Raw genomic sequence first — 23,364 nt, forward strand, 5'->3', positions numbered from 1 at the left:
TCAGCCCTTCATCTGGGTGACGGGCGGCGCGCTCTCGTCACCGGTCAGGCTCTTCTGCACGGTCGCCGTGAACTCGGTGCCGCTGCCGGCGAGCTTGGCCTGGTACATCGGCTGGAGCAACGCGTGGTCTTCGGGCCGGATGGCCATCTGGCCCTTGACGCTGTCGAACTGCCAGCCTTCGAGGGCCTTGACCATCTTGTCGACGTCGTCGCCGCCCTCCTGCACGGCGCGGACGACCATCTGGGCGGCGGCGAAGCCGTCCGGGTGGAACAGGTCGACGGTGCCGACCTTGGCCTTCAGCGCCTTGGCGGCCTCGGTGTCGCTGGCCCCGTCGAAGTAGTGCGACAGGAAGGAGATCTTGCTGCCGGCGGCGCCGAAGGTGGGCCAGGAGGCGCGGATGTCCAGGCCGGTGACGACCGTGGTGGAGGCGAGTACGCCCTGCTGGTCGAGGGTCTGCCACATGGCCGGGGCGGTGGTGCCGGCCCAGGCGACGAAGAGCAGGTCTGGCTTGGCGGCCTTGATCTGGCTGGCGAACGGGGTGAACTCGGTGGCGCTGGCCGGGGCCCGGACGCTGCTCACGTTCGCGCCGGCACCACCGATCACCGCCTTGACGGCGGCCTCGTTGGCGTCGCCGAACGCGCCGTCCTGGGCGAAGACGACGACCTTCTTGCCGGTGGCGTCGCCGATGAAGGACTTGGCGGTCACCACGTCCTGGTACGACTGCCGGCCCGAGCGGAACGTGTACTTGTTCGCCCCGGTGACCGCGTCGGTGGCGGCCGGCCCGGAGATGAAGAGGACCTTGTTCTGCGCGGCGATCGGGGCGACCTGGAGGGCCACGCCGGAGGCGGTGGAGCCCCCGATGATCTTCGTACCCTTGCCGATCAGGTCCTTGGCCGCGGAGACCGCCTTCGCCGGGTCCCCCGCGTCGTCGACCTCGGTCAGCTCGATCTTCCGGTCACCGACCTTGCCGGTGCCCTTGGTGGCAAAGTCGAGGCCGGCCTTGAAGCCCTCGATGTACTGCTTGCCGTAGCTGGCCAGCGGCCCGGACTGGGAATACACCAGACCGACCTTGACCGGTGCGGCGTCGCCGCCGCCGGACGCGGTGTCCTGCGGGCTGCCACAGGCCGTGGCGGCCATCGCGGCCGCCATCATCGTGGCGGCGGAGAGGAACACCCGTCGCGTGTGCCGGATCGTCATTGCGACTCCAGGTGAGGACAGGGGGACTCAGTTGTCGGCTCACGCTAGAAGTGACGTCACCCACGAGCTATGTGGCCGAAGCACACAAGTAATCCACGAAGGGTAGTCCGGCGTTACAACCGCCCGACTCCGGTGGCTGACTCCCCCCGATCCCGGTGGCCGCTGGCACCACCCGCGGGCAGACGGCTGTGTCGCACCCCGCCACCGGCCGGACCCCGGACACGGAACGCTCCGGGCACCGCGTGCGGCGCCCGGAGCGTTTCGGCGTACGGGTCAGAGCCGGATGCGCGCCTTGCGACGCAGCCGGCTGAGTCCGACCAGCAGGCTGCCGGCGGCCAGCAGGCTGCCAGCCACCCCGAAGGTCTGGGCGAGGTTGCTGCCGGTGGTCGGCAGGCGACCCTCCCCGCCTTCGTGACCTTCGTGCTTCCGGTGATCGAACTTGCCGCCACGGATACAGATGGTGACGGTGTCCGGGGCGGAGACCACGGTCCGGTGGTCGAACTCGCCGATCGCCCGGGAGGTGTCGACCACCTTGCCCCGCTTGACGTCAGCCTCGGTCACCACGTACGGCTTGACGGCGTGGCAGTCGGTGCCGGCACCCGGAGCCAGCGTGGTGCGGTCGCAGACCACCTGCCCGGCGTGCGGATCGTCGACCTTGACGTGGGTGAGCTTCACCGTGCCGGTGTTGGTGACCCGGAAGGTGTAGAAGATCTTGTCACCCTTCTCCGCGAAGCCGTCGTCCGCGCACTTGTCCCGGCACTCCGACTCCCCCTCGACCCGGGCCTTCTCGTCGATCGAGAGGCTGGCCCGCACCGACTCTGTGTGCACGGTGAACCTCGCCGGGTTGGACGTCACCGTCTCCTTGCCGAACCTGCCGGTCGCGCGGGCGGTGTTGACGATCTCGCCCTCGGCCACGTCCCCCGTCGTGACGGTGTACGTGCCGGTGCAGGTGGTGCTCTTACCCGGAGCGAGTGACCCGGCCTGGCAGGTGATACCGGTCACCTTGTCGTCGGTGACGGCGATCCTGGTGATCGGCGTGCTCGTACCGGTGCTCTCGTTCTTCACCGTGTAGGTGTAGGTGACCCTGTCACCGGCGTCGAGATCACTGGTCGGCGTACCCGTCTTGGTCAACGCCAACTTCGGGTTGGGCTTCTCGCCCGAGGCGGGGCAGGTGTGGCTGAGCTCGAAGTGCCGGTCGTCGTCACCCGTCACGGCGGCGCTGCCGGCGGTGAGGGTCCAGCCGGCCGGCAGCCGGATCCACGCCTTGCTGGTGCCCATGTTGTTGGCGATGGCGCTGGTCGAGGTCGGCGTGCCGGTGATGTTCGCCGTCCGGATACCACCAGGCGTGCTGAAGGTCAGATGGAGCGACCCGAACTCTTCCGCGGGCGGGTGGCTACCGGGCAGGACGAACACCCAGACGTCCTGGTTCTGGAAGGGTCCGCCGCCGAGGTTGTCGTCGCATTCATGGCTGCTGAACCCGGCCGCCGTCGTCGGGACGTTTCCCGGGTTGATGCTGATCGTCGGATCAGCGGCGAGGGCCGGCGAACCGCCCACCAGCAGCAGTGCGCCCGCCATGAGGCCGATGGCACCCAGCAACGCGCCAGCGCCCATCCGGCCGTGCGGCGCAGAGGTCGTTCTCATGCATATCCCCTGTGTCGTGGATTGTTGACACGGGAGAAACGACCACATCACGGACATGTCACCGCGTATCAGGCCCTAGTCCCTCAAAAGGATGATGTTCCTCATTTTCTGCGCCCGACCGGGCCGCGGTCACCATCGTGGTCGGCCGGACGCGGGCAGCGTCGGTCCACCGTCGACCGGCGAACCGCCGCGCACCGTCGAGGCCGGTCGCCAACCCCGGAGCCGAACACGACCCTCCGCTTTCGACGTGTCGCAGCCTGTTGCGGTTGTTGGTGCAGGTACGGCAGGATCGGACCCGCCGAACAACCGGAGCCCCCACCATGCCCACAGCCGAAGCGCCGTACCGCCGGATCGCCAACGACCTCGCCGCGCAGATCAGGGGCGGAGAGCTGAAGCCCGGCGACAAGCTGCCCTCGACCCGCGAGCTTGCCGAGGTACATGGCGTCCACATGAACACGGCCTACCGTGCAATGCCCCTGCCGCACGATCGCGAACTGATCACCGGCCAGCCCGGCCGCGGCACCTGCGCCGCCGAGCGCTCCGGGCGGTAAGGCTCTCGCCCCCTTTGGATCTGATGCCGTAAACGAATAACACCCTCATCCGAGCGCGCAAGATTCGTTTGCGCCATCAGAACCTAAAGGGCCCGACGAGCGCAACTCGCCCACGCGGCCGAACCGACGAAGCCCGCTCATATCGCCGGCCGGCCGACCCGCCCAACAGGAATCCCGGTTGCGGGAAGGCCCCACAGCCACAGTTATTACATCGACGAACGTCACCACGCGAAGGTGAATAATGGCGTACTGTGAGTCGGGGATCACACAGCCAGCGGGGAGACACTGGATGCTTCTGCGACTCCTTGGTCCGGTGGAATTGGGCAGTGATAACCGGTCGGTGAACCTGGGCGGGACACGCCAACGAATCGTCCTCGCGGTACTCGCTCTCAACACCAACCGTATTGTCCCGGTGAACCAGCTCATCGACGCGGTGTGGAGCACGGAGCCGCCAAGCACCGCCCGCAGCCAGATCCAGATCTGCATCTCCGCGCTGCGCCGCCTGTTCGACGAAGTCGGCCGCCCCGACGCCATCAGCACCCGTCCGCCGGGCTACCTCCTCCAGTTGGACCCCGCAGACGTGGACAGCCTCCGGTTCGCGGCGCTGACGGCCGACGCCCGGCGACAGGCCGACGCGGGGGCAAAGGCCCAGGCCGCCGAGACCCTGCGGACGGCGCTCGCCCTGTGGCGCGGCAAGGCCCTCTCCGGCATTCCGAGCGAACCGGTCCAGCGGGCCGCCACCGTCCTGAACGACCAGTGGCTCGCGGCCGTCGAGGAGCGCATCCAGCTCGATCTCGATCTCGGCTGCCACCAGGAGGTCACCGGCGAGTTGCAGGGCCTGGTCGGGGAGCATCCGCTCCGCGAGCGGCTGCACACCTTCCTCATGCTCGCGCTCTACCGCTGCGGCAGACGGGCCGACGCACTCGAAGCCGCCCGGCAGGCCCGAAAGGTGCTCGCCGAGGAGCTCGGACTGGACCCGAGCGAGGAGCTCCACCGGCTGACCCGGGCCATCCTGCAACGGGACCCCACGCTCGGCGCCACGGACGAGCAGCCGACACCCGTCGCGCGGCCGGCAGACCCCAAGTGGGCCCCGCCGCAGCCGCGTACCCCGGCGGTGGTCCTCCCCCGCCAGCTCCCCGCCAGCATCACCGACTTCGTCGGCCGCGAGCCGCAGCTCGACCAGATCCGTCGGCTGCTGGCCCGGGAGCCGGACGGCGACCAGACGCTCCAGGGGATGCCGATCGTGGTCATCTCCGGGATGGGCGGGGTGGGCAAGTCCAGCCTCGCCATCCGCACCGCCCACGAGCTCAGCGACCACTATTCCGACGGTCAGCTCTACGCCGACCTGCGATCGTGGGATCGGCAGGACCACACCGCCGAGCTGCTCGCCCGGTTCCTGCGCGCCCTCGGCCTCACCGGGTCGGCCATTCCCGACGGCATCGAGGAGCGGAGCAAGCTCTACCGGAGCATGCTCTCCGGCAAGCGGCTGCTCCTGGTTCTCGACGACGTCCCGCCGGACCTTCAGGTGCTGCCGCTGCTGCCCGGCAGCTCGTCCTGCGCGGTCGTGATAACCAGCCGGCTGCGCCTCACCGGCCTGCCCGGCGCCCGCCAGGTCGCTCTCGACGTCTTCGATCTCGCCCAGTCGCTGGAGATGCTGACCACGTTGGTCGGCCCGGACCGGGTCGCCGCCAGCCAGCAGGACGCCTCCGAGCTGGCGAAACTCTGCGGTGGCCTGCCGCTGGCGCTGCGGATCGCCGGCGCCCGCCTGGTCTCCCGTCCCCACTGGCGGCTGGGCGGGCTGGTGCACCGACTCCGGGACGAGGCGAAGCGGCTGGACGAGTTCACCCACCACGGCCTGGAGCTGCGCTCCAACATCGAGCTGGCCTACCGAGCGCTCGACGGTGTGGGGCAGCGGTTGCTCCGGCTCTGCTCGCTGTTGCGGGCCCCGGACTTCCCGAGCTGGACCGCGGCCGCCCTGCTGGACAGCAGCGTCATCGAGGCCGAGGACATCCTGGAGAGCCTGGTCGACGCCCAACTCGTCGACATCGTGCAATACCCGGACGCCTCGCCGCGCTACCGGCTGCACGATCTGATCCGCGTGTACGCCGCCGAGAAGCTGGGCGAGGTGGAAACCGAGCGGGAGCGGGTGGTGGCGCTGGCCCGGGTGCTCAGCGGCTGGCTGGCCCTCGCCGAGGAGGCGCACCGCAGCGACTACGGCGGCAACTACACCACCCTGCACGGCACGGCCACGCGTTGGACCATGGACCCGGCCGACGTCGCCGAGCATGTCGGCGACCCGGCGGACTGGTGGGAGGCGGAACGCCGGGCGCTGGTCGTCGCCGTCCGGCAGTCCGCCGACGCCGGCCTGGTGGAGCTCTGCTGGGACCTCGCCCTGACCGCGGTCAGCCTCTTCGAGTCCAAGGGATACTTCGATGACTGGCGGGAGTGCGCCACCACGGCGTACGCCGCCGCGGAGCGGGCCGGCAACCGGGTGGGCATGGCGGCGATGCGCTACTCGCTGGGCACCCTGCACATGTTCCAGACCCGGCTCGCCGAGGCGGACGTCTGTTTCGCCACCGCGCTGGAGATCTTCGCCGAGGAGGGCGTCGAGCACGGCAGCGGCCTGGTGCTGCGCAACGCCGCGCACATCGACGGCCTACGTGGGGACACCGGGTCGATGCTGGCGAAGTACGCCCGGTCGCTGGAGATCATGCGCCGGGTCGGGGACCGGATCGGCGAGGCGCACATCATGCGCAGCCTGGCCCGGCACCGGATGGACGAGGGTGACCACGGCGGGGCGATCGAACTGCTCGACCAGGCCCTGGTCATCTGCCGGGAGACCGGCTGCCTGCGGGTCGAGGCGCAGGTGATGCACCGGTTCGCCGAGGTCTACCTCGCCACCGACCAGATCGAACTGGCCCGGCAGCCGATCTACCGGGCGCTGCGTATCGTCCGGGCCACCGGCGACCGGATCGGTGAGACCCACGCCCTTTACGGCCTCGGCATTCTCCGGCACCGCGAGGGACGGCCGGACAACGCCTCGATGATCCTGACCCACACCCTCAACCGGTCCCGCCGGCTCGGCGAGCGGCTGATCGAGGCGCGTTGCCGGTATTCCCTCGGTGAGATCGCCCTCGCCACCGGTCGGATCTCCGGCGGGATGGAGCATCTCCGCGCGGCGTGCGACCTGTTCGAGCACCTCGGCTCGACCGTCTGGTACGAGCGGGCCAACTCGCTGCTGGCCGACGCGGACCTGCTCACCGCCCATCCGGACCCGACGGTGGCCCCGGCAGCGAGCTGACCCGCCAAACGCCGTTGCGGCGCCATCCCCTGCCGGGATGACGCCGCAACGGCGGGCGAAGGCCGGTTCACCAGTGGGTGTCGGTCACGCACATGACAAGCTCGTCGCTCCAGTGGGTGTCCTCGGGGCACGCCTCGATGGCCTGCGAGACCTGCTGCCCCGGGCCGTCGGCGACGACCGCGCCGAAGCCGACGGCCGCCGCGACGACGAGGGCGGACTTGACAGTGGTGATGACGAGCGTGCGGGTGATGGACATTTCCGTTCCCTCCTGGATGTGGCCTCTGCCGTGGCGGCTTGCCATCACCAGACCGCCTCGCGCTATCGAGACGGCCTTCGATCGCTGTTCGAGATCAGAGGGCGGCCGATAGCTGTTCGAAGGTAACCCGATAGGACCGGCGCCCACGGTGTGATCGCAGACGAAACGACCACCGAAGGGAACGTCCGATGGACAGCATGATCCCCCGCCCTGGTGCCGACCCCTTCTGCGGCACCAAGGCGGTGGACCCGGTCGACACGGTGACCGAGCGGCTGATGACCGGTGGCACGGTCGTCCAGCCGACGGGCATCCGGGGCCGGGCCGGTTGCCCCGGGGCAGCCGGCCCGACGACCCGGCACCGCGCGGTGTACGACGCCGCGGTGCTGGTCGCCCTGGCAGCCCGACACCTGCTCGGTCCGGAGGTGATCACCACGTCGGTGATCGGCCGGGGGCTCGCCGTCCAGCTGCACACCATGATCCTCGCGCGGTACGTCCCCTGGATCAGTCACGTGTCGGTGTTCCTCACCGACGAACCGGCGACACCGGAGGAGGCATCCTCCGGGCGGGCCTACGACGACAGCGACCCGGCCCCGTCGTACTTCGACGCCCGGGTGGTCGACGAGCTGGACCTGGCCGGCATCGCGCTGGCCCGAGCCGCCTCGCCCGCGAAGTCCGCGTTCGGGTCGAACCTCGTGGTCGTCGCCGGGCCGGACGGCCCGGACGGACACTGGCCCCCGGGCACGCCGGTACACCTGGCCAAAGGGGCCCTGCTGGTCAACGCGTCCGGCCGGGACCTGCCGCCGGGCCTGGCCAACCAGGTCGGACAGGTCATCGTCGACGACCTTTCCCTGGTCGAGCAGGCCGCCGAGCACGGCCTGGCCCGGCCGGCACAGGCCCACCACAGCCCGCAGCCGCGCTACCGGCTCGTCGGTGACCTACGTCAGGTAGTGCTCGGCGAGCGCATCGGGCGGACCAACCAGGAACAGGTGCTGCTCGTCGAGTTGCTGAGCAGCGCCGTACCTCAGCTCTGCTGACCCGTTTCCCGCACCTCGCTGTCCCTGCCGCACCGCGGGGCAGCGCCGTCACCGTGGCGATCCGCCACCGTCGTTCACCCGTCACCGCCGCACCGGCTCACCGCCGACGGCAAGAAAGGACTCCTCATGTCCCACGAGGCCGAGATCCGGCAGTTCATCGTCAGCGCGTTCGCGCCCGACATTCCCACCGACCAGCTTCCGGACGACCTGGACCTGCTGGACAGCGGGATCGTCAACAGTCTCGGGCTGCTGCGTCTCATCGCCTGGGTCGGCGAACGCTACGGCATTCCGGTCGAGGAGCAGAACATCTCGCCCGTCCAGTTCAGCTCGGTGGCCGCGATCGCCGGCTTCGTGCAGGACACGCACAGCCTCGTGTGAGCCCACCCTTCCACCCCGCGTACCACGCGGTCCGTCTCCGTCCCGGTGCGCAGCAGCGCAGCGGTCCGTCACCGAAGGCACCAGAGCTACCGAAAGGAAAAGATCATGATCGTCAAGACCAAGTCCGGGGCTCCCGCCGTCGACTGGGGCAACGGCACGAGCTTCCGGCTGCTCGTCGAGAAGGACAACATGGGCTTCGCCGTCGCCCACACCGTGGTCGCGGCCGGTTCGAAGTCGCCGCTGCAGTACCGCAACCACCTTGAGGCCTGCTACTGCATCTCCGGCCGCGGTCAGGTGATCGCCGGTGGCGTCACCCACGAGATCGAGCCCGGCGTCCTCTACGCCCTCGACCAGCACGACGAGCACTTCCTGATCGCCGATCCAGAGCAGGACATGGAGCTGATCAGCGTGTTCAACCCGCCGCTGCGCGGCGACGAGCGGCACCACTTCGACGCGGACGGGTTCTCCGAGTACTAGCTGCTCCGCTCCGGGGTGGGCGGGTCCGCCCGCGCACCCCGGGGGCCCGTGTCCCATCCGATCCGTCCCCACCGGCACCCAGTCACAGAGGAGCACACATGAACGAGCACTTCTCGCTCTCGGAGGAGGTTGCCGACGCGCTGGCGTTCGGCCGACCCGTGGTGGCCCTGGAATCCTCCGGCGTCGTCCACGGCCTGAGCTATCCGCTCAACCTGGAGACCGCGCTGGACATCGACAAGGTCATCCGGGCCGGCGGCGCGGTACCGGCCCGGACCGGCATCGTCGACGGCCGGTTCGTCGTCGGCATGTCCGAGGAGCAGGTAGCGCTCTTCGCCACCACTCCGGACATTCCGAAGGTCGGCACCCGGGACATCGGCCCGACCCTGGCCGGCGGCGGACACGGCGGGACCACCGTCTCGGCCGCTCTCGTCGCCGCCGCGCAGGTCGGCATCGAGGTGTTCGCGGTGGCCGGCATCGGTGGCGTGCACTTCGGCGCCGAACGGAGCTTCGACATCTCCGCGGACCTGGTCGAGTTCACCCGGCACCGGATCGCCGTGGTCTGCGCCGGCGCGAAGTCGCTGCTGAACCCGGCGCTGACCATGGAATACCTGGAAACCCTCGGGGTGCCGGTCGTCGGTTACCGGTGCGACGACTTCCCCGCGTACTACAGCGTCTCCAGCGGCGTCCGTAACCCGCGCCGCATCGACGACCTGACGGAGCTGGCCGCCGCGATCCGACTGCACTGGGCGGTCGGCAACGACGCCGGTTTCCTGGTCACCCACCCGCTCGACGAGCTGGACGCGCTCCCCGCCGAGGAGATCTACGCGCTGATCCACGAGGTGCAGGCCGAGGCGGAGGCAGCCGGGGTGCAGGGACCGGCGATGACCCCGTACATCCTGAGCCGGGTCTCGACGGCGACCAAGGGGCGCACCGCCGCGGCGAACCGGTCGGTGCTCCTGTCCACCAGCGCTCTCGCCGCCGAGGTCGCCGGGGCGTTGCGGGAGCGGTCGTGAGCACCGCGATCCTTTTCGACCTCGACGGCACCCTGGTCGACACCCCGGCCGGGATGACCACCGTGCTGCGCGCGGTCGTCACCGAGCATGGCCGGACGGCCACCGACGACCAGCTGCGCCGTACCGTCGGCCGCCCGCTGACCGCCTCGTTGGCCACCCTGCTCGGGCTGCCCGTCGACGACCCCGAGGTGGGGCGGGCGGCGGACCGGGCCCGGCGGTTGTTCACCGAGCTGGTCATCCCGTCCGCCGCCCGGCTGGTCCTTCCCGGTGTACCCGAGCTGCTCGCCGCCCTGCGGGACCGCGGCCATCCCCTGGCGGTGGTCACCAGCAAGGTCCGGCCCAGCGCCATCGAGCTGCTGGCCGCCACCGGACTCCTGGACGCGTTCGACTCGCTCTCCTGCCACGGCATGGCCGAACGCGGCAAGCCGCACGCGGACCTGGCGCTGCTGGCCGCGGACGCGCTCGGCGTGTCACCCGCCCGCTGCATCGTCGTCGGCGACGCCGTGGACGACGTCCGGATGGCCAACGCCGCCGGCATGACCCCGTTCGGCGTCACCACCGGTGTGGCCAGCCGGGCCGAGCTCCTGCTGGCCGGTGCCCGCGCGGTCTTCACCGGCGCGGACACGCTCGGCCCGGCCCTGCTGCTCAGCGATTCCGATCCCCGTCCCGCCCGACCTCAGCCAGAGGTGATCTGACCATGTCCAGCACCGCCCGATCCGCGGTCGTCCCCGGCCGGCCGCCGTTCGCGGCCGCCACCCTGACCATCCTGGCGATCGCCCAGTTCCTGATCGCCCTCGACTACTCCATCGTCTACATCGCCCTGCCCCGCATCGGTGCCGAGTTCAACCTGACCGAGAGCTCCATCCAGTGGGTGGTGAGCGGGTACGCGGTGTTCTTCGCCGGTTTCCTGATCGTCGGAGGCCGGGCCTCCGACCGGTTCGGGCCCCGGAACCTGTTCATCGTGGCGATGGCGGCCTTCGGGATCGCCGCGCTCGCCGGCGGCCTGGCCACCGCACCGGCGATGCTGCTGGCGGCCCGCGCGATGCAGGGCATCGCCGCCGCCGCCCTCCAGCCGGCGGTCATCGCCCTGATCAACACCTCGTTCGCCGCCGGTCCGGCCCGCAACCGGGCGCTCGGCGTCTGGGGTACGGTCGGCGCCTCCGGCCTGGCCGCCGGAGTGGTGCTCGGCGGATTGTTGAGCACCGTCTCCTGGCGCTGGGTCCTACTGATCAACCTGCCGCTCGCGCTGATCTGCGCGATGGGCGCACCCCGGCTGCTGCCCCGGCTGCGCCCCCCGACCACCGGCCGCAACCAACTGAACGTGCCCAGCGCGATCCTGTGCACCGGCACCGTGCTCTCCACCACGCTGGCCCTGACCTGGGCGTCCAGTGACGGCTGGACGTACGGCGGCACCCTGGCCATGTTCGTCGTCGCCGCCGTGCTGCTGGTCGGCTTCGTCCTGCGGGAGCGGAGCAGCGACCAGCCGCTGGTCGACCCGCTGCTGCGACGTACCCGGTCACTCCTGGTCGGTTGCGGGGCCACCGCTCTCTACATGGCCAGCGTCGGCAACCAGTTCTTCGTGCTCACCCTGCTGCTCCAGCAACTGCGCGGGTACGGCCCGATCGCGGCCGGGATGGCGTTCCTGCCGATGGCGGTGGCGATCGCGGTGGCGAACTCGGCGGCCCCCCGGATCGTCTCCGCGCTCGGCGTCCGGCTGGCCCTGGCCCTGGCCTTCGTCGGCAACGCGACCGGTCTGCTGCTGCTGGCCGTCCAGGTGCACGGCGAGAGCTACGTCCTGCACCTGCTGCCCGGCCTGCTGATCACCGGTTTCGCGCACGGGGTCACGTACGTGTCGATGTTCATCGCCGGCACCGCCGACGTGGACGACCGCAACCAGGGGGTCGGCAGCGCCCTGATGACCACCTCCCAGTACATGGCCGGCGCCCTCGGGATCGCCGTGCTGGTGCTGGTGCTCGGCACCGACCCGGATCCGGGCAGGTTCGGCGCGGCCTTCCTCACCACCGCCCTGGCGGCCGGCGCCGGTGCGGTCCTGGCTCTCCTCGGCCTGCCGGCGAAGCGGACGAAGGATGCTCCTCCGGTAGCCGGCGGGCCGGCCGAGGACGCCGCGGCGCGCGGGCCGGAACCGGCCGGCGGACGCGACGCCGGGGGCACCGGTCGCCCGGCGGACGTGCTGGTCGCCGGCCACGAGGGGAGCCGGTCGTGAGGGCCGCGGCCTGGGTCGCCCAGCTCGGCGTGCTGGTGGTGCACAACGACCCGGTGGTGGAGGCGGAGCTGTGGGACCGGGCCCCAACCGGGGTCACCGTGCACGCCGCCCGGTTCGAGAGCCCGACCAGCACCGGCGCCGAGTACACCGAGGAGACCTGGCAACGCCTGATCGCCCAGCCGGACATCCGGCGGGGACTGGTCCAGCTCGGCCAGATGGACCTGACCTCGATCTGCCTCTGCTTCGCGTCGGCGAGCTTCTTCGGCGGCTTGGAGTTCGACGCCGGCTTCGCCGCCGCCGCGACCGAGCTGGCCGGCGGGACCCCGGTCTACACCGCCGGGGAGGCGATCCGGGCCGGGCTGACCGAGCTGGGCGTGCGCCGTCCGCTGGTGGTGGTGCCGCCGTGGTTCACCGCGCCGACCTTCGCCGCCACCCGACGGTATCTGGCAGCCGGAGGGTTCCAGGTGGCCGGGCTGCTGCACTACCAGCTCGACGCCGGCTGGCACGGCGTGGAACAGCACCGGATCTTCGACCGGGGCGGCCGCTGGGTGGTCGATCCGGACGAGGTCTGCCGGCAGATCGGTGCCGGCTTCCCGGCGGACGCCGACGGGGTGCTGATCCCCGGCAGCGGCTTCCGCTCGTGGGATGCGGTGGCCCGGCTGGAGGAGACGCTCGGTGTCCCGGTGGTCACCTCCAACCAGGCCTGCCTGCGGCGGCTGCTCGCCGTCGCCGGTCTCGACCGGCCGGTGCCAGGCGGTGGCCGCCTGGTCGACGCCCGCGCCTGATTCCACCCGGCCCGCCCTCTCCGGGCGCCCACGCCGTCAACCATCCCCAGCCCCGGCTGGGAGAACGAACGACAGGAGAGACACGTGCCCACCAGATCGTTCTGCACCGCCTTCCGCGAGCAGGTTCGCGGCAGACCGGACGCCCCGGCCCTGTTCTGGGCGGGACGCCAGATCAGCTACCGAGACTTGGCACACCTGGTGGTGGCCGCGGAGCGGGCGCTCGCCGATCTCGCGCTCGATCCGGAGCTGCCGCTCTGCGTCCCGGCGGTGAAGTCGCCGGAGACCATCGCGCTACTGATCGCCGCGTTCGCGGCGGACCGCCGGGTGCTGCTGCCCTCGGCGTCCCTGGGGAGCGAGTCGCTCACCCGCCTCTCCGCCGAGGTCGGATGTGCCCACATCCTCCGTGCCACCCCGGACGGCCTGACCGTACGGGCCAGCGGGGCCGACGGCCGTCGACTGCCCGGGGCCGGCCTGCTGCTCACCACCTCCGGCTCGACCGGTACGCCGAAGGTCGTCGACCTGGCCGCTGACGGCGTGGATGCCTTCCTGGCCTGGGCGGGGCGGGCCTTCCGGATCGGGCCCGACGCCCGGGTGCTCAACTACGCGCCGCTCAACTTCGACCTGTGTCTGCTGGACGTGTGGGCCGCCCTGGCCGCCGGGGCCTGCGTCGAGCTGGTGGACCCGGATCGGGCCGTCGATGGGGCCTGGCTGGCGGAGCTGTGCCGGGACCGGAAGCCGACCGTGGTGCAGGCCGTCCCGCTGTTCTTCCGGCTGGTCACCGAGGCCGGCGGCCGTTTTCCCTGGGTCCGGGACGTGCTGCTCACCGGTGACGTGGTGCCGCTGGCTCTGCTGGACCGGATCACCGACGCGTTCCCGAACGCTCGGCTGTGGAACGTCTACGGCTGCACCGAGACCAACGACAGCTTCCTCTGTCGCGTCGATCCGGACGAGGTACGCGCGCAAGGCGCGATGCCGATCGGCCACCCGATCGACGGCGTCGAGGTGTCCGTGCTCGACGCCGACGGCGCGGAGGTCACCGGCGCGGGCACCGGTGAGCTGGTGGTCCGTACGCCGTTCCGGGCCCGGGGCTACCTGGACGCCCGCCTGGACGCCGAGCGGTGGCGGGACGGCTGGTTCCGGACCGGTGACCTGGTCCGGCGGGACGCCTCCGGGGCGTACTTCCTCACCGGACGCAACGACCACCAGGTCAAGGTCCGCGGGGTCCGGACGAACCTGCAGGAGGTGGAGCAGGTGGTGCTCGCCCATCCGGGGGTGCTGGAGGCGGCTGTGGTCGCCGTACCGGACTCGAACGAGGGCAACGTCCTGCTCGCCGTGGTCCGCCCGACACCGGCGTCGGGGGTCAATGGGCTGCACCTGCGGCTGCACTGTGCCGCCGCGCTGCCCCGTACGGCCATTCCCGGCGCGTTCGAGCTGGTTGATGAGGCGCTGCCCCGGACGTCCACCGGAAAGGTCGACCGCAACGCCCTGCGCGCGCGTCGCGGCCGGGCCCTCGCCGGAACCATCGAGAGGAGTTGACGTCGTGATCAGATGGACCGAGGAACAGCGTGAGCTGCGCACCCTGGCCGAGGAGCTGGGCGCGGCGGCGGGCGAAGGTCACCTCGAACGCGACGCGGGCCGCGAGTTCGGCCACGCGGCCTGGAAGCTGATCCGGGAGACCGGGCTGCTGGGCCTGCCGTTCGACGAGCGGTGGGGCGGGCTCGGCCAGGACCTGCTCACCACCATGTACGTCCTCGAAGGACTGGGGTACGCGTGCCGCGACGGTGGATTCAGCTTCTCCGTCTCCACGCAGATCGTGAGCACCGGGGTACCGCTGCAACGGTTCGGCTCGGCTCAGCTCAAGGATCGCTACCTGCCCCGGATCAGCGACGGCTCGCTCATCGGGGCGCACGCGATCACCGAGCCGTCAGGCGGCTCCGACGTGATGGCCATGCGCACCACCGCGGTCCGCGACGGCGACGACTACGTGCTCAACGGCAGCAAGGCCTTCGTCACCAACGGGCCGATCGCCGACGTGATCGTGGTGTACGCGCTGACCGGCAAGCGGGGCAGCCCCGCCGCCCTGACCGCGTTCCTGGTGGAGCGGGACACGCCGGGCCTGGTGGTCGGGCCACCGGTGGCGAAGATGGGGCTCGCCACCTCACCGTTCTCGGAGCTGTTCTTCGACGACTGCCGGGTCCCGGCGGCGAACGTGGTGGGCTCGCCCAACGCCGGTTTCCTGGTGATGGACCACGTCATGAAGTGGGAGATCCTCTGCTCCTTCGTGATCAACGTCGGCGAGATGCAGCACCGGTTGGAGCGGTCCGTCGAGTACGCCCGGTCCCGGACGCAGTTCGGCCAGAAGATCGGTTCCTTCCAGTCGGTGTCGAACCGCCTCGCCGACATGCACATCGCGGTGGAGAGCTCCCGCAAGTGGCTCTATGACACCGCGCAGCGGTACAGCAACGGCGAGAACGTCACCATCGACATCGCCGCCAGCAAGCTGATCACCAGCGAGAACAACGTCGCCGTCGCGCTCGCCGCCGTCCAGCTCTTCGGCGGTTACGGCTACACCAGCGAGTACGGCCTGGAGAAGGACCTGCGCGACTCCGTCGCCGGAACCATCTACTCCGGCACCTCGGACATCCAGCGCCAACGTATCGCCAGGATGCTCGGCCTCTGACACCCCTTCCGCACGCCACACCCGTCCACTCCTCTGGAGGACCTTCACCATGTCGACAAACGTCACCGAACCCGCCCTGCTCGAGCCCACCGAGTTCCTCGACCACGACTCCGCCGTCGTCCGCGAATTCGTGGCCCGGACCCTGCCGGACGGCGGCACGGGGATGACGCCGACCGAGCGGGCGATCGCCCTCTACTACGCCGTTCGGGACGGCATCCACTACGAGGTGTACGGGGCCGACCTGTCCCGCCACGGCCTCAAGGCCAGCTCGACGATCACCCGCGGGATGGGCTTCTGCGTCCACAAGTCGATCGTGTACGCCGCCGCGATGCGCTCGGTGGGCGTGCCGAGCCGGATCTACTACGGCGACGTCCGCAACCATCTCGCCTCGCCCCAGCTGGAGGAGCTGATGGGCGGCAACCTCTTCACCTACCACAGCCTGACGACGGTTCTCCTGAACGGCCGGTGGGTCCGGGCGACCCCGGTCTTCAACAAGATGCTCTGCCGGCTCTACCAGATCAAGCCGCTGGAGTTCGACGGGCTGACCGACTCGATGTACCACCCGTACGACGAGGAGGGGCGCCGGCACATGGAGTTCGTCCGGGAGCACGGCGAGTTCGACGACGTCCCGTACGACATGGTCGTCGATGGCATCCGCGCCAACCACCCCAAGCTCTTCGCCAGCCAGCACGTCACGGCCCGGGGTTCCCTGCTGGCTGAGGCGACAGCCCGGGGAGGTGCGTGATGAGCCGGGCTCGGTACGCCCCGGTCCAGCGGGGCCAGGTCGACCTGGAACTGGTCGTTCCGGCGTTCAACGAGGCCGCCCGGCTGCCCGCCACCCTCGCCGAGCTGACCAGCTTCCTGGCCGGCCAGCGCTGGCGGTCCCGGGTCGTGGTGGTCGACAACGGCAGCACCGACGGCACCGCCACCATCGTCAGTGCTCAGGACTGGGACGCCGAGGTTGTCGTGGTCGGGTGCTCCCGGCCGGGCAAGGGTGCGGCGGTCCGGCGGGGCATCGCCGGCAGCGGGGCCCGGTTCGTCGGGTTCGTTGACGCTGACCTCTCCACTCCGGTGTCGACCCTGACCCGGGCGGTCGCCGAACTGGAGGGGGGCGCGGCGGCGGCGATCGCGTCCCGGCACGCTCCCGGAGCCGAGCTGGCCCACCCGCAGCCGGTCACCCGCCGGCTGGGCGGTTCCGTGTTCCGGGCGCTGGCCCGACAGCTCGTTCCCGGGGTGCACGACACCCAGTGCGGCTTCAAGGTCTTCGATCGGCTGGCGGTGCAGTTCGCGCTGAAGCGCTGCCACCTCAGCGGGTTCGCGTTCGACGTGGAACTGCTGCGGCAGATCCGCCGGGTCGGGGGCCGGATCGCCGAGGTCCCGGTCGTCTGGACCGACGACGAGCGGTCCACGTTTCGCCCGCTGCGGGACGGTTCGGCAGCCTTCGCCGATCTGTTTCGCCTCTACCGGGCCGATCTGATCGACACCGCCCGGACGGGTGCGCGATGAGCCCGCCCCGGCCGGCCCCCGCCGGTCGCCGGGTGCTGGTGGTCAGCCGGCACGACGTACGACACCCCGGGGCGGGCGCGGCGGAACGCTACCTGTACGAGGTCAGCCGCCGCTGGGTGGCGGACGGCGCCGAGGTCACCTGGCTGGTGACCGGGCGGGCGGGCGGGCCCACCGAGGAAAGGGTCGCCGGGGTACGCGTCCTGCGCGCCGCCCGCCCGCTGGGTGCCGTCGCCCGGCTGATCCGAGGCGGCGACTGGTTCGACGTGGTCCTGACCACCTCTGGCCGGTCGGCCGGCGCGCTCCGGCTGCTGACCGGCCGACCCGTACCGGTGGTCGAGGTCGTCCACCGGGTCCGGCGGCGGGCCGTCGGCCGCCTGGAACGACTGCTCGGCTCGATGGGCCGGTGGAGCCGGACGGCCCGGGCCGTGGTGGCGCTCTCCCCGTCGGCCCGGCACGACCTACGCCGCAGGCACCGCCGCCAGGGGCCGATCTTCATCGTGCCGCCCGGCGCGGCGGCACCCGCCCTGGTCGACGCCGGTCAACGGGCCGACGTGCCGACCGTCGTGGTCGATGTCGACATGGTCGCCGAGGAGCGGATCGACCTCCTGATCGAGGCGCTGCCCACGGTCGTCGCCGCGCTGCCCGGTCTGCGGGTCGAGGTCCTCGGTGACGGGCCGGAGCTGGCCCGGCTGCGCCGGCTCGTCGGGTCCTCGCGGCTGGTCGGGTCGGTGACCCTGCACGGCCCGGTCACCGACGACGACCGGGACAGGTGGCTACGTCGTGCCTGGCTGACCGTCTGCACCGGCGAGGGCGAGGTGTGCGGCTCCCGGCTGCTCACGGCCGCCGCGTACGGGGTGCCCGCCGTCGTGTTGGCGGCGCCGGGCGCACGGGACTTCCTGCGTGCCGGCCGCACCGGGGAGGTCGTCGACTCCGCCGGCCAACTGCCGGCCACGCTGATCGACCGGCTGACCGCGTTGCGCGACGAGGAAGTCGCCCACCGGGTGGCCGACCTGTGCCGGGCCTGGGCCGCCCGGTTCACCTGGGAGCGCACCGCCGGCCTTCTCGCCGGGGTGGTCGAGCACCAGATCCGCATGGTCCGCTCCGACCTCGCCCGCCGCCGGTCGGCCCGCTCCGACATCGCCACGCTGGTCCGGCTGCCGGAGGGCGGGTCGGTACCGGCCGACGCGCTGCGGCCGACCGACGAGGTGGCGACGGTGGAAGGACAGGTCAGCGTCCTGCTCAACGGCTGTGACGAGTTCGACGCCCTCGGGGTGCTGGCCCGCCTCGGGGTGACCGCCGCCCAGCTCCGCCTGGCCGGGCACGACGAGCTACTGATCGGCCCGCACCCGCTTCCGCCGGCCCTGGCCGGCCGTCCACTCACCTTCGACAGGAGCTGACCATGCAGACGACAGAGCTTCGATCCACGCGACCGAGCCGGCGACTCGGCATCGGCACGATGGCGGCGGTGGTGCTCGCGGCACTCGCGCTGGCCGTGATCGCCGAGGCGATCTTCACTCGGGATCCGTACTGGGCGTTGCGCTGGACCGTGGACCTCAAGGTCTACCTGGCCAGCGGCGAGGCGGTCCGGAACGGCACCTCGCTCTACGACGTGGCGATCCAGAACCCGATGTACGGGCCGATGCCGTACCTCTACCCACCGTTGACCGCGATCCTGTTCTTCGTACCGCTCTCCCTGCTGCCGATCGGCGCGGCGAGCCTGGTGTGGAACACCGCGTCGCTGATCGCCCTGGGCGCGGTCGCCTGGCTCTCGTTGGGCATCGCCGGGGTCCGCACTCCGCGTACCCGTGCCGTGCTGACCCTGCTCGTGCTGTTCCTGGCCACCTGGCTGCTGCCGGTACGGATCCAGCTCATCGCCGGCCAGATCAACATGTTTCTGCTGCTGCTGGTGCTGCTGGACTTCCGCGGCTACACCGGCCGCTGGCGCGGGGTGGGCATCGGGGTCGCCGCCGGCCTGAAGGTCACCCCGTTGATATTCATCGGCTACCTGGTGGTGACCCGGCAGTGGCGGGCCGCCGGTACGGCGGTTGCGGCCTTCCTCGGCACGGTGCTCATCGGTTTCGTGATGCTGCCCGGGGATGCGGCGCGGTACTGGGGTGGCCTGGTGCTGCACTCGTCCCGGGCCGGCGGGGTCTGGGACACCCCGAACCAGTCGCTGGCCGGGGCACTGGCCCGGGGGGTGTCGAGCACCCAGTTCGCGCACTGGTGGCTGGGGGCCCTGGCGGTCGTGGCGGTCTTCGGCCTGGCGGTGGCCCGCTACGCGCACCGGCAAGGTTCGGATTTCCTCGGCTTCTCGGCCGCCGCCATCACCGGTTTGCTGGTCTCTCCGGTGAGTTGGGAGCACCACTGGGTCTACGTGATCCCGCTGCTGATCTGGCTGGCCGTCCGGGCGTACCGGACCCGCTCCGCCGGTCTCGCCACGGCAACGGCGGTGCTGGTGGCGGTCTTTTCGGTGCGGGTCTTCTCCCTGCTGGGCATCCAGGAGTCGCCGCCGGCCCCGATGGCTCTTGCCGGGTGGGAGCAGGTGATCGCCGCGATGTTTCCGCTGGCCGGCCTGCTGCTGCTCCTGGTCGGCCCGCTCTGGCTGCGCCGGGCCAGCCTGGTTCCGGCGGCTCGGCCCGCCCACCGGGTGCTGGTCGCCGAGCCGGCCGGGGCCACAGCGGGTTGAGCCGGTACGGCGGTGCCGTGGGGGACGACGCTTCCGGTGTCGTCCCCCACGGCCACATCCACGGGCGGCCGCCCGGCGCGGACGGCGACCGGGTCCCCGTGGAACCCTCGCCCGTCGGGGTTCGGCGTCGGCGCTCAGCCGGCGGACGGTGGTGCGGTGCTGCCCCGGACGACCAGTTCGGTGGGGAGCAGGACGTGTTCGGCGGCACCTGACCGGCCGGCGCGCCGGTCCTCGATCGCCTGGCTGAGCGCCGCCGCCGACAGCCGCCCCTTGGCCTGGACGTCCTGCCGGACGGTGGTCAGGGTGGGTCGGATCTGCACGGCCAGCGGATTGTCGTCGAAGCCAACCACGGACAGCTCGTCGGGGACGCGGATGCCGAGCTCCTCGGCGGCCTGGAGCGCGCCGTAGGCGACCGCGTCGGAGAAGCAGAGCAGCCCGGTGGGTCGGTCCGGCCGGTCCAGTAGCAGCCGGGCGGCGGCCTTTGCCTGCGCCAGGTCGGTCCCGGCCTGGCGGGCCATCAGCGGGGTGATGCCGGCCGCGTCGAGCGCATCGCGCCACCCGAGCATTCGCTGCTTGGAGGCGTGCCCGTCAACGGTGACGTCCTCGGGGGTGATGAGCCCGTGCGTGCCGTGCAGGCCGGAGAGGAGCAGCCCGATCCGCCGGTGCCCCAGGTCGATGAGGTGCTGCGCGGCGGCCCGGGCACCGGAGCGGTCGTCCACGTTGACCGCGGGAATTCCCTCGACCGGGTCCTGGTCCACATAGACCAGGGGCAGCCTGCGGCGGGTAAGGAACTGGACGGCGGTCGACGTCGGGTCGCAGGAGTAGACCACGGCCCCGTCGATCGCGACGTCGCGCGCGGGAATGATCTCGCCGTCGTCGGACGACGTCAGCAGGGTGAGCGACAGCCCGGTCGGGCCGAGCTGCTCGGCGATGGCGCCGAGAAAGCTGGTGGCGACCAGGTCGGTGAAGGCGAAGCGGAGTGAGGACGTCAGCACGATCCCGACCGCACCGGTGGTGCCTCTGGCCAGGGCACGGGCGGCGGGGTCGGGACCGACGTAGCCGATCTCCCGGGCGGTGGCGAGAATCCGCTCGCGGAGTGCCGCGGAGAGCTGGTCCGGCTTGGAGAAGGCATTCGACACGGTCATCCGACTCACACCGACCTTGTCGGCGATCGTCTGCAATGTCGCCCGGGACGCCACGTCACCGCCAGTCATTGGATCTACGCCCGCCGCCGGCCAGGCTATCAAACGCCGGTTCAAGCCGGCCCGATCGCGCGGGCGGCACGAATGAGGCCCCTGCTGAGCGCCGCACGGGCGGCCCGGGTGCGCCGCGGCTTCTCGACGTGCGGGATGACCGGGGCGTTGGACCGGGCGCTGTTGAACTCGAACTCGACGTCGTTGAGGGCGGTGACGAAGGCGGCGGGCATTTCCATGGCGGTCTCCTGACGCTCCGAGCCTCTTCTGTATCGGTACAGTAACCCCGGATTCTGTACCGGTCAAGAGCCTTCCTGGACCGGTACAGAAAAGCCCGTCGCGAAGCTCGCCGCAGCCTTGACCGTCACGCCCGGCCGGCCCATCCCGGTTGGCCGCCAGTTGCCCGGTTCCCGTCCTTCCGGTGAATCTCCGGACGGAAAATGACCTGGTGCGCCGTCTGCTCCGTCGTCCCGTGCGGCTGGTGCCGTTCGGGTTCCTGGCGGCGATCCTCTTCGGCACCGGCCTGCTGATGCTGCCCTGGGCCACCAGCCACCACCGGTACACCCCGTTCGTCACGGCCCTCTTCACCGCCACCTCGGCCGTCTCGGTCACCGGACTGACGGTCAACGACACCCCGAACTACTGGAACGACTTCGGGCTGGCGATGATCACCGTGCTCACCCAGCTCGGCGGCCTCGGCATCCTGACCGGCGCGGCGCTGGTCATCCTGGCGGTCTCCCGTCAGCTCGGCCTGCGCAACCGGCTGCTGGTGCAGGCCGAGACGGCCGAATTCGGCGTCGGCGACGTCCGCTGGCTGCTGGCCCGGATCGCGGCGACGGTCTTCGCCGTCGAGGCGGTGATGACGGCGGTGATCGGCGGCCGGTTGGCGCTGGCCTACGACTATCCCCCGGCAAAGGCCCTGTGGTACGCCGCGTTCCACTCGATCCAGGCGTTCAACAACGGTGGGTTCGCCCTCTACTCCGACGGGCTGGTCGGCTTCTCGCGGGACCCCTGGGTGATGCTGCCGCTGGGGCTTGGGGCGATCATCGGCGGGCTGGGCTTCCCGGCGCTGTTCGAGGCGCTGCGGGAGCGGCGGCGGCCGGGTCACTGGGCGATCGCCACCAAGCTGACCATCTGGGGCAGTCTCACGGTCATCCTGCTCGGCTTCGTCGCCCTGCTGGTCAGCGAGTGGCACAACCCACGCACCATCGGCACCTTCGGCACGGCGGGCAAGGTGCTGGCCTCGTTCACGCAGATCGCGCTGAGCCGCACCGGCGGCTTCGACGTGATCCACGTCGCCGACCTCCGCGACGAGAGCTACCCCCTGTTCATCGTGCTGATGTTCATCGGCGGCGGCAGCGCCAGCACCGCCGGCGGGATCAAGGTCTCCACCTTCTTCCTGCTCGCCTTCGTCATCTGGGCCGAGCTGCGCGGCGAACCGGACGTGGCGGTGGGCGGGCGGCGGGTCGCCACCGCCAGCCAGCGGCAGGCGTTGACCGTGGCGCTGCTCAGCGTGGCGGTGGTCGTCGCCGGCACGGTCGTGGTGATCGTGCTGACCAGCAACGTCCGCTTCTACGCCGCGCTCTTCGACGTCACGTCCGCGTTCAGCACCACCGGTCTGACCACCGGAGTCACCGAGCGGCTGGACCCCGCCGGTCAATACCTGCTGACCGGGCTCATGTACATCGGCCGGGTCGGCCCGGTCACGCTCGGGTCCGCGATCGCGTTGAACACCCGGCGACGCCTGTACCGCTATCCGGAGGAGCAACCCATTGTCGGCTAGGAAAACGGATGACAGCGGTGTCCTGGTGATCGGTCTGGGCCGGTTCGGCTCGCGGCTGGCCGGCTCGCTGATCCACCTGAATCAGGACGTACTGGCGATCGAGCGTGATCTGGAGCGGGTCCAGCACTGGTCGGCGCGGCTGGACCGGGTGGTGCAGGCGGACTCCACCGAGGAAACCGTGCTGCGCCAGCTCGGCGTGGCGGACTTCCAGCGGGCGGTGGTCGCCATCGGCGCCTCGGTGGAGGCGAGCGTGCTGACCGTGCTGGCCCTCGCCGAGCTGGGCATCCCGCAGATCTGGGCCCGGGCCACCTCCGAGAAGCACGCGAAGATCCTCGACTCGGTGGGCGCACACCACGTGATCTTCCCCGAGGCGGAGACCGGCGATCGGGTCGCGCACCTGATCGTCAGCAGGATGCTGGACTTCATCGAGTTCGGCGACGACTTCGCGATCGCCAAGGTACGCGTACCGGAGTCGATCGTGGGACGGCGGTTGCGCGACGTGAGCCCCACGGACCGTTACGGGGTGATGGTGGTCGGCGCGAAGCTCCCTGGCGAACACTTCTCCTACGCAGGCCCGGACACGGTGCTGCAACGCGACAGCGTGCTCGTCGTGGAGGGCAGCATCTCCCAGGTGCAGCGGTTCGCCGGGCTGGAGTGAG

The 23,364-nt window shown here is 71.1% G+C and carries 22 protein-coding genes; 17 read left to right on the forward strand and 5 right to left on the reverse strand.

Annotated elements, in window-relative coordinates; all coding sequences use genetic code 11:
* The gene (locus GA0070604_RS28365) at positions 1-1,197 is read right to left on the reverse strand and encodes a substrate-binding domain-containing protein (RefSeq protein WP_091125321.1); all 1,197 of its coding nucleotides are present in this window, start codon (positions 1,195-1,197) and stop codon (positions 1-3) included.
* A 273-nt stretch (positions 1,198-1,470) separates the two neighbouring features.
* A complete protein-coding gene (locus tag GA0070604_RS28370) occupies positions 1,471-2,838 on the reverse strand; it encodes a DUF7507 domain-containing protein (protein WP_167363587.1) in 1,368 nt (455 codons plus the stop codon).
* Between the two features lie 320 nt (positions 2,839-3,158).
* Here GA0070604_RS28370 and GA0070604_RS28375 point away from each other — a divergent pair, with 320 nt between their 5' ends.
* Together GA0070604_RS28375 and GA0070604_RS28380 are read left to right on the forward strand one after the other, a co-directional pair.
* Complete coding sequence (locus GA0070604_RS28375) at positions 3,159-3,389, forward strand: GntR family transcriptional regulator (protein ID WP_091125325.1); 231 nt, start codon at positions 3,159-3,161, stop codon at positions 3,387-3,389.
* A gap of 289 nt (positions 3,390-3,678) precedes the next feature.
* Positions 3,679-6,690 carry an AfsR/SARP family transcriptional regulator gene (locus GA0070604_RS28380; RefSeq protein WP_167363588.1) on the forward strand — a complete coding sequence of 1,004 codons (3,012 nt, stop codon included), beginning with the start codon at positions 3,679-3,681 and terminating at the stop codon, positions 6,688-6,690.
* A gap of 67 nt (positions 6,691-6,757) precedes the next feature.
* Here the strand turns inward: GA0070604_RS28380 and GA0070604_RS28385 are convergent, their stop codons facing one another.
* Complete coding sequence (locus tag GA0070604_RS28385; protein ID WP_091125329.1) at positions 6,758-6,946, reverse strand: hypothetical protein; 189 nt, start codon at positions 6,944-6,946, stop codon at positions 6,758-6,760.
* 188 nt (positions 6,947-7,134) lie between these two features.
* Between GA0070604_RS28385 and GA0070604_RS28390 the strand changes: the two genes are divergently transcribed.
* The 13 genes from GA0070604_RS28390 to GA0070604_RS28450 all read left to right on the forward strand — a co-directional run bounded on the left by GA0070604_RS28390 (position 7,135) and on the right by GA0070604_RS28450 (position 19,729).
* Positions 7,135-7,980: a hypothetical protein gene (locus GA0070604_RS28390; protein WP_091125331.1), complete on the forward strand. Its 846-nt coding sequence runs from the start codon at positions 7,135-7,137 to the stop codon at positions 7,978-7,980.
* Positions 7,981-8,106: 126 nt separating this feature from the next.
* Entirely contained in the window at positions 8,107-8,358 is a 252-nt protein-coding gene (locus GA0070604_RS28395) for a phosphopantetheine-binding protein (protein ID WP_091125335.1), read from the forward strand.
* A 105-nt stretch (positions 8,359-8,463) separates the two neighbouring features.
* Positions 8,464-8,835 (forward strand): ectoine synthase, encoded by a 372-nt coding sequence (locus tag GA0070604_RS28400; protein ID WP_091125339.1) that lies wholly within the window; start codon positions 8,464-8,466, stop codon positions 8,833-8,835.
* A gap of 98 nt (positions 8,836-8,933) precedes the next feature.
* Complete coding sequence (locus tag GA0070604_RS28405) at positions 8,934-9,848, forward strand: pseudouridine-5'-phosphate glycosidase (protein ID WP_091125342.1); 915 nt, start codon at positions 8,934-8,936, stop codon at positions 9,846-9,848.
* Positions 9,845-10,543, forward strand: coding sequence for an HAD family hydrolase (locus GA0070604_RS28410; protein WP_091125345.1), 699 nt, complete (start codon positions 9,845-9,847; stop codon positions 10,541-10,543). The genes GA0070604_RS28405 and GA0070604_RS28410 overlap by 4 nt, the downstream gene beginning before the upstream one ends.
* A 2-nt stretch (positions 10,544-10,545) precedes the next feature.
* A complete protein-coding gene (locus GA0070604_RS28415; protein ID WP_091125349.1) occupies positions 10,546-12,072 on the forward strand; it encodes an MFS transporter in 1,527 nt (508 codons plus the stop codon).
* Entirely contained in the window at positions 12,069-12,857 is a 789-nt protein-coding gene (locus GA0070604_RS28420) for a maleate cis-trans isomerase family protein (protein ID WP_091125352.1), read from the forward strand. Before GA0070604_RS28415 ends, GA0070604_RS28420 begins: the two co-directional genes overlap by 4 nt.
* An 84-nt stretch (positions 12,858-12,941) precedes the next feature.
* Positions 12,942-14,393: an AMP-binding protein gene (locus GA0070604_RS28425; RefSeq protein WP_091125356.1), complete on the forward strand. Its 1,452-nt coding sequence runs from the start codon at positions 12,942-12,944 to the stop codon at positions 14,391-14,393.
* A gap of 4 nt (positions 14,394-14,397) precedes the next feature.
* Positions 14,398-15,537 (forward strand): acyl-CoA dehydrogenase family protein, encoded by a 1,140-nt coding sequence (locus tag GA0070604_RS28430; protein WP_208602183.1) that lies wholly within the window; start codon positions 14,398-14,400, stop codon positions 15,535-15,537.
* A 49-nt stretch (positions 15,538-15,586) separates the two neighbouring features.
* Positions 15,587-16,282 carry a transglutaminase-like domain-containing protein gene (locus GA0070604_RS28435; RefSeq protein ID WP_091125364.1) on the forward strand — a complete coding sequence of 232 codons (696 nt, stop codon included), beginning with the start codon at positions 15,587-15,589 and terminating at the stop codon, positions 16,280-16,282.
* Positions 16,282-17,043, forward strand: coding sequence for a glycosyltransferase (locus GA0070604_RS28440; RefSeq protein ID WP_091125368.1), 762 nt, complete (start codon positions 16,282-16,284; stop codon positions 17,041-17,043). The genes GA0070604_RS28435 and GA0070604_RS28440 overlap by 1 nt, the downstream gene beginning before the upstream one ends.
* A complete protein-coding gene (locus GA0070604_RS28445) occupies positions 17,040-18,440 on the forward strand; it encodes a glycosyltransferase family 4 protein (protein WP_091125371.1) in 1,401 nt (466 codons plus the stop codon). The genes GA0070604_RS28440 and GA0070604_RS28445 overlap by 4 nt, the downstream gene beginning before the upstream one ends.
* 2 nt (positions 18,441-18,442) lie before the next feature.
* On the forward strand, positions 18,443-19,729 hold the full coding sequence (locus GA0070604_RS28450; RefSeq protein WP_091125375.1) for a glycosyltransferase 87 family protein: 1,287 nt from the start codon (positions 18,443-18,445) through the stop codon (positions 19,727-19,729).
* A 134-nt stretch (positions 19,730-19,863) separates the two neighbouring features.
* Here GA0070604_RS28450 and GA0070604_RS28455 read toward each other — a convergent pair whose 3' ends face one another.
* Together GA0070604_RS28455 and GA0070604_RS32810 are read right to left on the reverse strand one after the other, a co-directional pair.
* A complete protein-coding gene (locus GA0070604_RS28455) occupies positions 19,864-20,943 on the reverse strand; it encodes a LacI family DNA-binding transcriptional regulator (protein ID WP_167363589.1) in 1,080 nt (359 codons plus the stop codon).
* A gap of 41 nt (positions 20,944-20,984) precedes the next feature.
* Positions 20,985-21,161, reverse strand: coding sequence for a hypothetical protein (locus tag GA0070604_RS32810; protein ID WP_167363590.1), 177 nt, complete (start codon positions 21,159-21,161; stop codon positions 20,985-20,987).
* 209 nt (positions 21,162-21,370) lie between these two features.
* On the opposite strand from GA0070604_RS32810, the gene GA0070604_RS28460 reads away from it, so the two are divergent.
* A complete protein-coding gene (locus GA0070604_RS28460) occupies positions 21,371-22,705 on the forward strand; it encodes a TrkH family potassium uptake protein (protein ID WP_091125380.1) in 1,335 nt (444 codons plus the stop codon).
* On the forward strand, positions 22,695-23,363 hold the full coding sequence (locus tag GA0070604_RS28465) for a potassium channel family protein (RefSeq protein ID WP_091125383.1): 669 nt from the start codon (positions 22,695-22,697) through the stop codon (positions 23,361-23,363). Before GA0070604_RS28460 ends, GA0070604_RS28465 begins: the two co-directional genes overlap by 11 nt.
* Position 23,364 lies beyond the last annotated feature (1 nt).

Source organism: Micromonospora eburnea (assembly GCF_900090225.1).
Classification (GTDB): domain Bacteria; phylum Actinomycetota; class Actinomycetes; order Mycobacteriales; family Micromonosporaceae; genus Micromonospora; species Micromonospora eburnea.

Bases quoted from the DNA above. Each gene is read 5' to 3' on its own strand.
- GA0070604_RS28440 (WP_091125368.1), top strand. From the start codon at position 16,282: ATGAGCCGGGCTCGGTACGCCCCGGTCCAGCGGGGCCAGGTCGACCTG.
- GA0070604_RS28445 (WP_091125371.1), top strand. From the start codon at position 17,040: ATGAGCCCGCCCCGGCCGGCCCCCGCCGGTCGCCGGGTGCTGGTGGTC.
- GA0070604_RS28405 (WP_091125342.1), top strand. From the start codon at position 8,934: ATGAACGAGCACTTCTCGCTCTCGGAGGAGGTTGCCGACGCGCTGGCG.
- GA0070604_RS28455 (WP_167363589.1), bottom strand. From the start codon at position 20,943: ATGACTGGCGGTGACGTGGCGTCCCGGGCGACATTGCAGACGATCGCC.
- GA0070604_RS28365 (WP_091125321.1), bottom strand. From the start codon at position 1,197: ATGACGATCCGGCACACGCGACGGGTGTTCCTCTCCGCCGCCACGATG.
- GA0070604_RS28380 (WP_167363588.1), top strand. From the start codon at position 3,679: ATGCTTCTGCGACTCCTTGGTCCGGTGGAATTGGGCAGTGATAACCGG.
- GA0070604_RS28450 (WP_091125375.1), top strand. From the start codon at position 18,443: ATGCAGACGACAGAGCTTCGATCCACGCGACCGAGCCGGCGACTCGGC.
- GA0070604_RS32810 (WP_167363590.1), bottom strand. From the start codon at position 21,161: ATGGAAATGCCCGCCGCCTTCGTCACCGCCCTCAACGACGTCGAGTTC.
- GA0070604_RS28395 (WP_091125335.1), top strand. From the start codon at position 8,107: ATGTCCCACGAGGCCGAGATCCGGCAGTTCATCGTCAGCGCGTTCGCG.
- GA0070604_RS28400 (WP_091125339.1), top strand. From the start codon at position 8,464: ATGATCGTCAAGACCAAGTCCGGGGCTCCCGCCGTCGACTGGGGCAAC.
- GA0070604_RS28390 (WP_091125331.1), top strand. From the start codon at position 7,135: ATGGACAGCATGATCCCCCGCCCTGGTGCCGACCCCTTCTGCGGCACC.
- GA0070604_RS28435 (WP_091125364.1), top strand. From the start codon at position 15,587: ATGTCGACAAACGTCACCGAACCCGCCCTGCTCGAGCCCACCGAGTTC.
- GA0070604_RS28375 (WP_091125325.1), top strand. From the start codon at position 3,159: ATGCCCACAGCCGAAGCGCCGTACCGCCGGATCGCCAACGACCTCGCC.
- GA0070604_RS28370 (WP_167363587.1), bottom strand. From the start codon at position 2,838: ATGAGAACGACCTCTGCGCCGCACGGCCGGATGGGCGCTGGCGCGTTG.
- GA0070604_RS28385 (WP_091125329.1), bottom strand. From the start codon at position 6,946: ATGTCCATCACCCGCACGCTCGTCATCACCACTGTCAAGTCCGCCCTC.
- GA0070604_RS28415 (WP_091125349.1), top strand. From the start codon at position 10,546: ATGTCCAGCACCGCCCGATCCGCGGTCGTCCCCGGCCGGCCGCCGTTC.